General features: G+C 62.3%; 11 protein-coding genes. 2 read left to right on the plus strand and 9 right to left on the minus strand.

The annotated features are described in order from the left end of the window. Positions 1 to 16 precede the first annotated feature (16 nt). Genes lpdA through M1D99_RS11395 form a run of 4 tightly spaced genes read right to left on the minus strand, consistent with a single transcriptional unit; the run spans position 17 to position 4,967 of the window. On the minus strand, positions 17 to 1,399 hold the full coding sequence (lpdA, locus tag M1D99_RS11380; RefSeq protein ID WP_186729721.1) for a dihydrolipoyl dehydrogenase: 1,383 nt from the start codon (positions 1,397 to 1,399) through the stop codon (positions 17 to 19). A gap of 3 nt (positions 1,400 to 1,402) precedes the next feature. Further along, on the minus strand, positions 1,403 to 2,671 hold the full coding sequence (locus M1D99_RS11385; RefSeq protein ID WP_458131793.1) for a dihydrolipoamide acetyltransferase family protein: 1,269 nt from the start codon (positions 2,669 to 2,671) through the stop codon (positions 1,403 to 1,405). Then, positions 2,672 to 3,730 carry an alpha-ketoacid dehydrogenase subunit beta gene (locus M1D99_RS11390; protein WP_434575328.1) on the minus strand — a complete coding sequence of 353 codons (1,059 nt, stop codon included), beginning with the start codon at positions 3,728 to 3,730 and terminating at the stop codon, positions 2,672 to 2,674. It abuts the gene before it with no gap. A gap of 1 nt (position 3,731) precedes the next feature. Next, positions 3,732 to 4,967 carry a 3-methyl-2-oxobutanoate dehydrogenase (2-methylpropanoyl-transferring) subunit alpha gene (locus tag M1D99_RS11395; RefSeq protein ID WP_030141238.1) on the minus strand — a complete coding sequence of 412 codons (1,236 nt, stop codon included), beginning with the start codon at positions 4,965 to 4,967 and terminating at the stop codon, positions 3,732 to 3,734. A gap of 194 nt (positions 4,968 to 5,161) precedes the next feature. Between M1D99_RS11395 and bkdR the strand changes: the two genes are divergently transcribed. After that, positions 5,162 to 5,650 carry a Bkd operon transcriptional regulator BkdR gene (bkdR, locus tag M1D99_RS11400; RefSeq protein ID WP_003202929.1) on the plus strand — a complete coding sequence of 163 codons (489 nt, stop codon included), beginning with the start codon at positions 5,162 to 5,164 and terminating at the stop codon, positions 5,648 to 5,650. Positions 5,651 to 6,060: 410 nt separating this feature from the next. On the opposite strand, the gene M1D99_RS11405 is transcribed toward bkdR, so the two are convergent. Next, a complete protein-coding gene (locus tag M1D99_RS11405) occupies positions 6,061 to 6,924 on the minus strand; it encodes an MBL fold metallo-hydrolase (RefSeq protein WP_434575330.1) in 864 nt (287 codons plus the stop codon). Positions 6,925 to 7,150: 226 nt separating this feature from the next. Here M1D99_RS11405 and M1D99_RS11410 point away from each other — a divergent pair, with 226 nt between their 5' ends. Further along, a complete protein-coding gene (locus M1D99_RS11410; protein WP_458131794.1) occupies positions 7,151 to 7,951 on the plus strand; it encodes a sulfite exporter TauE/SafE family protein in 801 nt (266 codons plus the stop codon). Positions 7,952 to 8,127: 176 nt separating this feature from the next. Here M1D99_RS11410 and M1D99_RS11415 read toward each other — a convergent pair whose 3' ends face one another. From M1D99_RS11415 to M1D99_RS11430, 4 genes are all read right to left on the minus strand, one after another. After that, positions 8,128 to 8,997 carry an aldose 1-epimerase gene (locus tag M1D99_RS11415; RefSeq protein ID WP_458131795.1) on the minus strand — a complete coding sequence of 290 codons (870 nt, stop codon included), beginning with the start codon at positions 8,995 to 8,997 and terminating at the stop codon, positions 8,128 to 8,130. Between the two features lie 198 nt (positions 8,998 to 9,195). Then, the gene (locus tag M1D99_RS11420; protein WP_458131796.1) at positions 9,196 to 10,476 is read right to left on the minus strand and encodes a TRAP transporter large permease; all 1,281 of its coding nucleotides are present in this window, start codon (positions 10,474 to 10,476) and stop codon (positions 9,196 to 9,198) included. After that, entirely contained in the window at positions 10,476 to 11,003 is a 528-nt protein-coding gene (locus M1D99_RS11425) for a TRAP transporter small permease (protein ID WP_186706158.1), read from the minus strand. The genes M1D99_RS11420 and M1D99_RS11425 overlap by 1 nt, the downstream gene beginning before the upstream one ends. A gap of 76 nt (positions 11,004 to 11,079) precedes the next feature. Further along, on the minus strand, positions 11,080 to 12,048 hold the full coding sequence (locus M1D99_RS11430; protein WP_186706159.1) for a TRAP transporter substrate-binding protein: 969 nt from the start codon (positions 12,046 to 12,048) through the stop codon (positions 11,080 to 11,082). Positions 12,049 to 12,089 lie beyond the last annotated feature (41 nt).

Below are 12,089 nucleotides of genomic sequence, written 5' to 3' on the forward strand. Positions count from 1 at the left end.
CAGATGCGCTACACGTCTACAGATGCAACGCATGCCCCAACGCCCGCAACGCCGCTTCCTGCACGGCCTCGCCCAGGGTTGGATGGGCATGGATGGTGCCGGCGATGTCCTCCAGGCGCGCACCCATTTCCAAGGATTGGCCGAATGCGGTGGACAGCTCCGACACGCCCACGCCAACCGCTTGCCAGCCGACGATCAAGTGATTGTCCCGGCGCGCCACGACGCGGACGAAACCGCTCTTCGATTCCAGGGTCATGGCCCGGCCGTTGGCGGCGAACGGGAAGCTCGACACGATGCAATCCAGACCGGCAGCCTTGGCCTCGTCCGGCGTCTTGCCCACCACGACCAGTTCCGGGTCGGTAAAGCACACCGCCGCGATGGCCGTCGGGTTGAATTCCCGGTGCTGGCCGGCGATCAGCTCGGCGACCATCTCGCCCTGGGCCATGGCCCGGTGGGCGAGCATCGGTTCGCCGCTCAAGTCGCCGATGGCCCAGACATTGCGCATGCTGGTCTGGCAACGGCTGTCGATCTTCACCGCCGCACCGTTCATCGCCAGGTTCAGCGCTTCGAGGTTCCAGCCCTGGGTGTTGGGTTTGCGTCCAACCGCCACCAGCACCCGGTCGGTGTCCAGGTTCAACGTGTCGCCATTGGGATCACGCACTTGCAAGGTGCTGGCCTGGGCGTCGAACCCTTCGACGCTGTGCTTGAGGTACAGCTTCACGCCCAATTGCTTGAGCGCCTCGTGCACCGGTTGCGTCAGCTCGCCGTCGTAGGCCGGCAGGATCCGTTCCTGGGCCTCGACCACGCTGACCTCGGCGCCGAGCTTGCGATAAGCAATGCCCAGCTCCAGGCCGATGTAGCCACCGCCGACCACCACCAGGTGCTTGGGCACCGAGGTGGGGGCGAGGGCTTCGGTGGAGGAAATGATCGGCCCGCCCACGGGCAGCATCGGCAGGTTGACGCTTTTCGAGCCGGTGGCCAGCAGCAGATGTTCGCACTGGATGCGGGTATCACCGACCTCGACAGTCTTGCCATCGATGACCTTGGCCCAGCCGTGAATGACCTGGACCTTGTGCTTCTTCAGCAACGCGGCGACGCCGGTGGTCAGGCGATCGACGATACCGTCCTTCCATTCCACGCTCTTGCCGATGTCCAGCGATGGCGCCGAAACCGTGATGCCCAAGGCTGAGCCCTGGCTGTGATGCCGGGTCTGGTGGAACTGCTCGGCCACATGGATCAACGCCTTGGACGGGATGCAGCCGATATTCAGGCAGGTACCGCCCAGCGCCTGGCCTTCCACCAGGATCGTTTCAATGCCCAGTTGGCCGGCGCGGATTGCCGCTACGTAACCGCCCGGGCCGCCGCCGATGATCAGCAGCTTGGTGTTCAGAGTTTGCATGGCTTACTCCACAAATAAAGTGGCAGGTTGTTCGAGCAAGCCACGCAGGGCCTGGATGAATTGCGCCGCGTCCATGCCGTCGACCACCCGGTGATCGAAGGAACTGGAGAGGTTCATCATCTTGCGAATCACGATCTGGCCCTTGATCACCATGGGCCGCTCGACGATCTTGTTCACGCCGACAATCGCCACTTCCGGCAGGTTCAGCACCGGCGTGCTGACGATGCCGCCCAACGCGCCAAGGCTGGTCAGGGTGATGGTCGAGCCGGACAGTTCATCGCGACTGGCCTTGCCCGTGCGGGCCGCCGTGGCCAAGCGGGAAATTTCCGCCGCGCTGTCCCACAGGCTGCGAGCCTCGGCGTGACGCACCACCGGCACCATCAGGCCGATGTCGCTCTGGGTGGCAACACCGACATGCACCGCACCGGAGCGATGGATGACCTGGGCCTCGTCGTCGTAGCGCGCGTTCATTTGCGGGAAGTCCCGCAGGGCCACGACCAGGGCGCGGACCAGGAACGGCAGTAAGGTCAGCTTGCCGCGACTGGCCCCGTGTTTTTCATTCAGGTGAACCCGCAGCTCTTCCAATGCGGTGACGTCGATTTCCTCGACGTAGCTGAAGTGCGCGGCGCGCTGGGTCGCTTCCTGCATGCGCTGGGCGATCTTGCGGCGCATGCCGATCACCGGGATCTGCTGCTCGTCATGGCGCTCGGCATAACCCGAGCCGCCCTTGGCCTGGGTCGACGAACCCTGGGCCAGATAGGCTTCCAAGTCTTCATGCAGAATTCGCCCGGCAGGGCCGCTGCCCTGGACCAGGCGCAACTGGATGCCCAGGTCCAGCGCGTGTTTGCGCACGGCCGGCGAGGCCAATGGACGCTCTTCCGGGTCGCGGGCCACAGGCGCTTGCGGGGCGCAACGTGGCGCGGCGGCTTTTTCCACCACCGGTTCAGGCGTGGCCACTGGCGCTGGCTTTGGCGCCTGTACAGCCGCCGCTGCTGGAACCGGTTGCGCCGATTCTTTCAAGTTACCCGCACCTTCGACTTCAATGCGGATCAGTTCGCTGCCCACCGCCATCACTTCACCGGGCTCGCCACCCAGGGCGATGACCCGGCCATGCACCGGCGAAGGGATGTCGACCATCGCCTTGTCGGTCATGACATCGGCCAGCACCTGGTCTTCGACCACCATGTCGCCGACCTTGACGTGCCACACCGACAGTTCAACTTCCGCGATGCCTTCGCCGATGTCCGGCATCTTGATAACGTGCGTGCCCATTCAGACCTCCATGACCCGTTTCAACGCCGCGCCCACACGGGACGGCCCTGGGAAATACGCCCACTCCTGCGCGTGCGGGTAGGGGGTGTCCCAACCGGTGACACGTTCGATGGGCGCTTCCAGATGATGGAAGCAATGTTCTTGCACCAGTGACACCAGTTCGGCGCCGAAACCGCAGGTGCGAGTGGCTTCGTGGACCACCACGCAACGGCCGGTCTTCTTCACGGATTTGACGATGGTGTCCAGGTCCAGCGGCCACAGGCTGCGCAGGTCGATGACTTCGGCGTCGATGCCGGTCTCCTCGGCGGCGACCTGGGAAACGTAGACCGTGGTGCCGTAGGTGAGGATGGTCACGTCCTTCCCCGGACGGGTGATGGCGGCGACGTCCAGCGGCACGGTGTAGTAGCCGTCGGGTACTTGCGCCTGCGGGTGTTTGGACCACGGGGTTACCGGACGGTCATGGTGACCGTCGAACGGGCCGTTATACAGGCGCTTGGGTTCGAGGAAAATCACCGGGTCATCGTTTTCGATGGAGGCAATCAGCAGGCCCTTGGCGTCGTAGGGGTTGGACGGCATCACGGTACGCAGGCCGCAGACCTGGGTGAACATCGCCTCGATGCTCTGGCTGTGGGTCTGGCCGCCATAGATCCCACCGCCGCAAGGCATGCGCAGGGTCATCGGCGCGGTGAACTCGCCGGCCGAGCGATAGCGCAGGCGCGCCGCTTCGGAAATGATCTGGTCCGATGCCGGGTAGACGTAGTCGGCGAACTGGATCTCGGCCACCGGCCGCAACCCGTAGGCGCCCATGCCCACCGCCACGCCGACGATGCCGCTTTCGGAAATCGGTGCGTCGAACACCCGCGAGGTGCCGTACTTGTTCTGCAGGCCTTCGGTGCAGCGGAACACGCCGCCGAAGTAACCGACGTCCTGGCCGAACACCACGACGTTGTCGTCGCGCTCGAGCATCACGTCCATGGCCGAGCGCAGGGCCTGGATCATGGTCATGGTGGTAGTGGTCATGGCGGTGTCCAACGCAATATTGTTGTTGTGATCGTTCATGTCAGATCCCCAACTGCTGACGCTGGCGCTTCAAGTGCTCCGGCATCTCTTTGTAGACGTCTTCGAACATGGTCGCGGCGCTTGGAATCTGCCCGCCGGCGAGAGTGCCGTACTGCTCGGCTTCCTTCTGCGCGGCGATCACCTCGGCTTCGAGTTCGGCGGTGACGGCGGCATGTTCCTCTTCGGACCACTGGCCGATCTTCACCATGTGCTGCTTGAGGCGGGCAATCGGATCGCCCAGCGGGAAGTGACTCCAGTCGTCGGCGGGGCGGTACTTCGAAGGATCGTCCGAGGTGGAGTGCGGGCCGGCGCGGTAGGTGACCCATTCGATCAGCGCCGGGCCGAGGTTGCGGCGGGCGCGTTCGGCGGCCCAGCGCGAGGCGGCGTAGACCGCCATGAAATCGTTGCCATCTACACGCAGGGAGGCGATGCCGCAACCGACGCCGCGTCCGGCAAAGGTCGTGGCTTCACCGCCGGCAATCGCCTGGAAAGTGGAAATCGCCCACTGGTTGTTGACCACGTTGAGGATCACCGGGGCGCGGTAGACGTGGGCGAAGGTGAGGGCGGTGTGGAAGTCCGATTCGGCGGTGGCGCCGTCGCCGATCCAGGCCGAGGCGATCTTGGTGTCGCCCTTGATCGCCGAGGCCATGCCCCAGCCCACGCCCTGGATGAACTGGGTGGCGAGGTTGCCGGAAATGGTGAAGAAACCGGCGTCCTTGACTGAGTACATGATCGGCAACTGCCGGCCCTTGAGCGGATCGCGCTCGTTGGACAGCAGTTGGCAGATCAGGTCCACCAGCGGCACTTCGCGGGCCATCAGGATGCTTTGCTGGCGGTAGGTGGGGAAGCACATGTCGTCGATGTTCAACGCCAGGGCCTGGGCGCTGCCGATGGCTTCTTCGCCAAGGCTCTGCATGTAGAACGACATCTTTTTCTGGCGCTGGGCGACTACCATGCGGTTGTCGTAGATGCGCGTCTTGAGCATGGCGCGCATGCCCTTGCGCAGGATCTCGACGGGGATATCCGCGGCCCAATCGCCCAGGGCATTGCCCTGGTCATCGAGCACGCGGATCAGGCTGCGGGCCAGGTCGGCGGTGTCGGCGGGTTCGACGTCGATGGGTGGTTTGCGCACCGTGCCGGCATCGGACAGATGCAGGTAGGAAAAGTCGGTCTTGCAGCCGGGACGGCCCGAGGGTTCGGGAACGTGCAGGCGTAGCGGTTCATACGCTGGGTTCATGGCTTTCTACGCTCGATCTTGTGAATTTCTTGTAGTGGGCGCGCTAGCTGACGAATTTCCCTGGGTAGGTGGGAAATTGTCCTACAACAATCATAGGCTCGACGAAGAAGAATATTTTTCTCTGTTCGCTTGCTGTTCAGATCATTTGCAGATAAAAAATCTGCACAATGATAAAAAACAGGACTATTTGTCTCATGCGTAAATTGGATCGCACCGACATCGGCATTCTGAACAGCCTTCAGGAAAACGCCCGCATCACCAACGCCGATCTCGCCCGTTCGGTCAACCTGTCACCCACGCCGTGCTTCAACCGCGTCCGGGCCATGGAAGAGCTGGGGGTGATTCGCGAGCAGGTCACGCTGCTGGATGCCGACTTGTTGGGGTTGCACGTCAACGTGTTCATCCATGTGAGCCTGGAGAAGCAGGTGGAAGAGGCGCTGCAGCACTTCGAGGAGGCGATTTCCGACCGGCCGGAGGTGATGGAGTGTTACCTGATGGCGGGCGATCCGGATTACCTGATTCGCGTGCTGGTGCCGACGATCCAGTCGTTGGAGCGGTTCATGATGGACTTTTTGACCAAGGTCCCGGGCGTGGCGAACATCCGCTCCAGCTTTGCCCTCAAGCAGGTGCGCTACAAGACCGCGCTACCGTTGCCGGCCAATGGGTTGACCTTGGGTACCTGAACATCAAAGGATCGCAGCCTTCGGCAGCTCCTACAGTTGTGGTTTTCTGACGGCTCATTGTTGCCTGACCCACGGCCATCGCGAGCAAGCTCGCTCCCACATTGGATTTGTGGTGTTGCCGGGTACTGCGACCGCCGCCAATTCTTGTGGGAGCAAAGGCTTGCCCGCGATGACGGCGGCACATTCAATATCGCTGCAAGCTGACCCACCGCCATCGCGAGCAAGCTCAGCTCCCACGGGGATTGTGGTGTTGCCGGGTACTCAGACCGCCGCCAATCCCCTGTCGGAGCGAGCTTGCTCGCGATGGGGCCACCACATCCAACATCACCCAAAGCAGACCCACCGCCGTGGCGAGGGAGCTTGCTCCCGCTGGGTCGGTCCGACGCCTCGGGCGCAGCAGCCCCAAGCTTCTAGAGCTGGTTGATCGGAATCTTCAGATAAGTCACGCCATTGCCCTCGGCCGGTGGCAGGTGTCCGGCGCGCACATTCACCTGGATCGCTGGCAGCAGCAGGGTTGGCATGCCCAGGGTCTTGTCGCGCTGGGTACGCATGGCCACGAACGCGGCTTCATCGATCCCATCGCGGACATGAATATTGTGCTGGCGCTGTTCACCCACGGTACTCACGCACTGGGGCTCGCGCTCCTCCGGTGGATAGTCATGACACACATACAGCCGCACGCCCGCAGGGAAGGCCAGCAGCTTGCGGATCGAGGCGTAAAGCTGACGGGCGTTGCCACCGGGAAAGTCGCAACGGGCGGTGCCCACGTCGGGCATGAACAGCGTGTCGCCCACCAATATCACGTCGCCATCGATCAGGTAGGCCATGTCCGCCGGGGTGTGGCCGGGCACGTGCAGCGCGGTGGCCTTGAGGTTGCCGATCAGGAAGGACTCGTCGGCCGCGAACAGGTGGTCGAATTGCGAACCGTCGACGGCGAATTGCGGCTCCAGGTTGAACAGGGCCTTGAACACGTTCTGCACCTGGCCGATGGACTCGCCAATGGCAATCTTGCCGCCCAGTTCCCGACGCAGATAAGGCGCGGCGGACAGGTGATCGGCGTGGGCGTGGGTTTCCAGCAGCCATTGCACCGTCAACCGATGTTCACGCACGAACGCGATTACCCGATTGGCCTGCACGGTGCCGCTACGGCCTGAAGCCGGGTCGTAGTCGAGCACCGGATCGACCACCGCGCAGTGCCCGCCGTCGTGTTCGTACACGACGTAAGTAAAGGTCTTGGAGGCGGGGTCGAGAAAACTTTGGATCTGCGCGGGCATGACAGCGAACCTATGCGGGAAGAACTCATGAGGGGGCTGCTACGCCCGAGGCGTCGGACCGGCCCAGCGGGAGCAAGCTCCCTCGCCACCTCTCTATCTTGGATAAATGGCATTTGTTGCAAACCTTGAGGTTTACAACTTATGGTCCGCAGCTTAGTGAGGGCCAAGGCGTCCTGCAAATGCGATCGCACCTGCCAACAGGTGTGCGCGGCTTGAGAGAACCTGAATGTTACTGGCAAGTTTTTTTGGTGTGGTCATGGGCCTGGTCCTTGGCCTGACGGGCGCGGGCGGCGGCATCCTCGCGGTGCCAGCATTGGTGTTGGGACTGGGCTGGAGCATGACCCAGGCCGCGCCGGTGGCGTTGTTCGCGGTGGGCAGCGCCGCGGCGGTGGGGGCCATCGATGGGCTGCGTCATGGGCTGGTGCGCTATCGGGCGGCATTGCTGATTGCGCTGCTGGGTGCGGTGTTTTCGCCGCTGGGCATCTACCTTGCCCACCAGCTTTCGGAAAAAATCCTGATGATCCTGTTCAGCCTGTTGATGGTGCTGGTGGCGGCGCGCATGTTGCGCCGGGAAACGCCGCAAGCGGGGCCCAGCGATCACGGTGCCGCCAGTTGGGGCCAGAAGAATTGCATGCTCGACCGCCAGACCGGGCGCCTGGCCTGGACCGCCCGCTGCACAGCTACGCTGTCGGCATTGGGGGCAGTGACAGGCATGGTCTCGGGGCTACTGGGCGTGGGCGGCGGCTTCCTGATCGTGCCGGCGTTCAAGCAACTGACTGACGTGCAGATGCGCGGGATCGTCGCGACGTCCTTGATGGTCATCAGCCTGATTTCGCTGATTGGCGTGGTGGGCGCGTTTCATGCCGGCGTGAGCATCGACCGGGTCGGTGCGGTGTTCATTGCGGCGAGTATTGCTGGGATGGTGCTCGGGCGGCGATTGTCGACCCAGGTCCCGGCCCGGGCGTTGCAGGTGGGGTTTGCCGTGGTGTGCCTGACGGTGGCGGTGTTCATGTTGGTGCGGGCTTAGCGACGACGAATCAGGATTGCACATTGCCTTTGTGGCGAGGGAGCTTGCTCCCGCTGGACTGCGAAGCAGGCCCATACGGTCTTGACCCACGGCGTCTGCTTTGCAGCCGAGCGGGAGCAAGCTCCCTCGCCACAGGGGGCGATGTGATCCGCCTAACCACAGGGATCGCGTGATGTTTACAACGTTCGGCACTGCATCGAAAACCCCAACGCCACCGATTGCCCTTGCTCAAGCAAACGCAACCCCGGCCGTCCTGGCAGGTGGTGGGCATTGACCGGATGACTGACCGGTTCGATGCAGAAGAAATCCAAACCCACTGGGCAGTACAGCAGGAAAAATTCGCTGCCGCTGGCACGGCATTCCAGTTCATAACCCAGGTCCGGTTGTTGGATCAGGCACTGCCCATCCCAGCCACCGAAACCGTTGTCGACAAGGGTGTCCGGCAGTAACCGGGATTGCTGGAAATCCCACTCCGAGGGAACGCCCCTCAATTCCGTTGGCAGTTTCGAGGCGTCGCACATCCACACTTCGCTGGCACCGGTTTGCAGGCGGGTACCGCTTGTGCGCGGGAAATACGGATGCAAACCCAGCCCGTGCCAGGCGGCCTGTTCGGCCATGTGTGTTACGTGCAGAGCGATTTGCAATTGGCCGCCGCTGAGGCGGATCCGCAGGCTGGCGCAATAGGCAAATGGGGTTTGGCTGTCGAGTTGCAACAAGGCTTCCTGGGCACTGTGCTCTGTCACTTGCCACGGTTGCTGCCAGGCACTGCCATGGATCGGAAACGGATCGTTGGGGCTGTTGGCTTCCAGGGCGAGCCAGCCGCCAGGGCAATCGAAACCGCCTTGGGCGATCCGATTCGACCACGGGATCAACGGGAAGCAGCCGAGTTTGCCTGGCAGGCCGTTTTCCAGTGCGTGCGGCGCGGGCGGGCGTAGCAGGGGAGCGCCGGTGCTGCGCAATGTCCATTCAACGAGGCTGGCGCCCAGGTGCGGGGCCAGGGTCAGGCGGGTCAGTTCGTCTTCGAGGTAGAGAAGGGGCTGCGTCATGGTGGTCGCGTCTATTGGGAAGGGCAGATATAGGACGGGCAGATAGCTTTTTTGGGAAGGGCAGATAGCTTTTGTGGCGAGGGAGCTTGCTCCCGTTCGGCTGCGGAGCAGACGCCCGAGTTCAAACCGGGTGGGCCTGCTGCGCAGTCCAGCGGGAGCAAGCTCCCTCGCCACAAGGGGGCTTGCTCGCCTACAGGGTTACAACACCAGATTCGGCAACCACAGCGAAATGGCAGGCACGTAGGTCACCAGCAGCAGCACCAGGAACAGCATGGCGTAGAACGGCAGCAGGGCCTTGACCGTGCTTTCGATGCTGACCTTGCCGATGGCGGAACCGACGAACAACACCGCGCCCACCGGTGGCGTGATCAGGCCGATGCCCAGGTTCACCAACATGATCATGCCGAACTGCACCGGGTCCACGCCGATGCCGACGATCACTGGCATCAGGATCGGCGTCAGGATCAGGATCAGCGGCGCCATGTCCATCACGGTGCCCAACAGCAGCAACATCACGTTGATGCACATCAGGATCACGTAGCGGTTGTCCGACAGGGTCAGGAACGCGGTGGTGATCTTCGCCGGGATTTCCATCAGCGTCATGATGTAGCCGAAGCTGGCGGCGAAGCCGATCAGGATCATCACGATGGAGATGGTGCGTACCGTACGGTGCATCAGTTTCGGCAACTCGCTCCACTTGTAGTCGCGATAGATGCACATGGTCACGAAGAACGCCCACACCACGGCAATGGCGGCCGATTCGGTGGCGGTGAACACACCCGAGAGAATGCCGCCAAGGATGATGAACAGGGTCATCATGCCCCACATGGCTTCCTTGCAGATCTTCAACGCTTGTTTGAGCGGAATCACTTCGCCCTTGGGGTAATTGCGCTTTTTCGCAAAAACCAGGCACAGCGCCATCAGGCACAGGTTCATCATGATGCCGGGGACGATGCCGGCCATGAACAGCGAACCGATGGAGACGGTGCCGCCGGCGGCAAGGGAGTACAGCACCGCGTTGTGGCTTGGCGGCGTCAGCAGCGCTTGTACCGAACCACTGACGGTGACGGCGGTGGCGTACTCACGCGGGTAGCCCCGGCGTGTCATTTCCGGGATCAGCACCGAGCCGACCGAGGCCGTATCGGCCACCGAGGAACCGGAGATCGCGCCAAAGAAACTCGAGGCCACGAGGTTGACCAAGGACAGGCCACCGCGCACGAAACCTACCAGCACGCTGGCGAACGCCACCAGTCGGCGGGACATGCCGCCCTCGGCCATGATCGCACCGGCTAGCACGAAGAACGGAATGGCCAGCAGCGAGAATTTGTTCACCCCGCCCGTTATCTGAATCATCATGGCCTGGAACGGAATATCGATCCACCACGCCCCGATCAGGGCGGCAGCGCCCAGCGCGTAGGCGACCGGCATGCCGATCAGGATCAACAGCAAAAAACTGCCCAGCAGAATCAGAGCGTCCATTAAGCGGCACCTTCGTTTTCTTCAACCAGGTCGAACTGCACGACCCGACGCTGGCTTTGATCACCCAGCAAGAGTTTTTCCAGGACAAAAATCAGGGTCAGGAAGCCACCGACCGGGATCGGCATGTACGTGATGCCGACGCGCAGGGTAGGGATGGCGCTCATGAATTGATTCCAGGTGGTCATGCACAGCTTGGTGCCCCAGATGGTCATGAAAATGCAGACGGCTGCCATCAGCAGTTGGGAGAAAATCGACGCTGCGTTTTTCAAGTGAGGTGGCAGGCGGCTGGTGACCATGTCCACGGCCATGTGCGAGCCGGAGCGGTAACTGGCGGCGGCACCGATGAAGGTGAACACGATCATCAGCAAAATGGCGGTGGGTTCCGGCCAGCTCGAGCCTGAGCCCAGCACGTAGCGGGCGAATACCCCCCATGGAATCATCAGGGCAACTGCCAGGACGGAGAGGCCGGCGACCCAGATGCAAGTCATGTAAATCTTGTCGTTGATACGCAGCAGCAAATTCTTCATCGGGTTCCACCGTAACTGGGCGCGCCTCTTAACCGCAGGCGAGCCCAGCCGTTTCATGAGTACAGATTAAGAGGCCTTACTGGACAGCTTCGATGCGCTTGATCAGGTCGGCGTACGGCGCACCGTATTTGGCCCGGATTGGCGCAGTGGCGTCATAGAAGGGTTTCTTGTCGACGGTGATGAACTCGACGCCGGCGGCCTTGAGTTTTTCTTCACTGGCGGCGGACTTCTTGTCCCACAGCACGCGCTCTTCAGCCTGGGCAGCCTTGGCGGCTTTCTTCACCATGTCCTGCTGCTCTGGGGTGAGCTTGTTCCAGGTGATTTTCGACATCACGATTGGCTCAGGCAGGATCAGGTGGCCGGTCAGGCTGTAGAACTTGGCGTTCTGGTAGTGGTTGTGCTCGAGCATGGTCGGCGGGTTGTTTTCCGCGCCGTCGATCACGCCGGTCTGCAAGGCGCTGAAGATCTCGCCGGTGTCCATCGCGATGCCGTTGGCGCCCATGGCGTTGAAGGTCTCGATGAACATCGGGTTGCCTTGGACGCGAATCTTCATGCCCTTGAGGTCTTCGATCTTGCGCACCGGCTTCTTGGTGTAGAGGTTGCGCGTGCCGCCATCCATCCACGCCAGGGCTACCAGGCCGAACTCGGAGTTGGTGATGCGGTCGAGGATCGCATCGCCGACTTCACCGTCGATCACGGCGCGCATGTGCGCCTGGTCGCGGAAGATGAACGGCATGTTGAAGACGTTCACGTCCGGCACCACAGGGCCGACGATGCCCAGGCTGACGCGAGACATCTGGATCGCGCCGGCTTGCATCTGCTCGATGACTTCTTTTTCGGAACCCAGTACGCCGCCCGGGAAGTACTTGAACTTCAGTTCGCCTTTGCTCTCGGCTTCCAGGGTCTTACCCATGGACTCCTCAGCGACCACGGTCGGGTAGCCCTTGGGGTGGATGTCGGCGATCTTGATGTCCAGAGCGTGTGCCGCCTGGGCCAGGAAGGCCAGGGGCAAGGCCGCGATCAGAAGTGTGCGTTTGAAATTCATGGTCAATCTCCAGTGTTGTTGTTTTTATGTCTATCGATGTG

This window comes from Pseudomonas sp. R3-41 (assembly GCF_054161485.1).

Bases quoted from the DNA above. Each gene is read 5' to 3' on its own strand.
- M1D99_RS11410 (WP_458131794.1), top strand. From the start codon at position 7,151: ATGTTACTGGCAAGTTTTTTTGGTGTGGTCATGGGCCTGGTCCTTGGC.
- M1D99_RS11420 (WP_458131796.1), bottom strand. From the start codon at position 10,476: ATGGACGCTCTGATTCTGCTGGGCAGTTTTTTGCTGTTGATCCTGATC.
- M1D99_RS11415 (WP_458131795.1), bottom strand. From the start codon at position 8,997: ATGACGCAGCCCCTTCTCTACCTCGAAGACGAACTGACCCGCCTGACC.
- lpdA (WP_186729721.1), bottom strand. From the start codon at position 1,399: ATGCAAACTCTGAACACCAAGCTGCTGATCATCGGCGGCGGCCCGGGC.
- M1D99_RS11425 (WP_186706158.1), bottom strand. From the start codon at position 11,003: ATGAAGAATTTGCTGCTGCGTATCAACGACAAGATTTACATGACTTGC.
- M1D99_RS11395 (WP_030141238.1), bottom strand. From the start codon at position 4,967: ATGAACCCAGCGTATGAACCGCTACGCCTGCACGTTCCCGAACCCTCG.
- M1D99_RS11405 (WP_434575330.1), bottom strand. From the start codon at position 6,924: ATGCCCGCGCAGATCCAAAGTTTTCTCGACCCCGCCTCCAAGACCTTT.
- bkdR (WP_003202929.1), top strand. From the start codon at position 5,162: ATGCGTAAATTGGATCGCACCGACATCGGCATTCTGAACAGCCTTCAG.
- M1D99_RS11385 (WP_458131793.1), bottom strand. From the start codon at position 2,671: ATGGGCACGCACGTTATCAAGATGCCGGACATCGGCGAAGGCATCGCG.
- M1D99_RS11390 (WP_434575328.1), bottom strand. From the start codon at position 3,730: ATGAACGATCACAACAACAATATTGCGTTGGACACCGCCATGACCACT.
- M1D99_RS11430 (WP_186706159.1), bottom strand. From the start codon at position 12,048: ATGAATTTCAAACGCACACTTCTGATCGCGGCCTTGCCCCTGGCCTTC.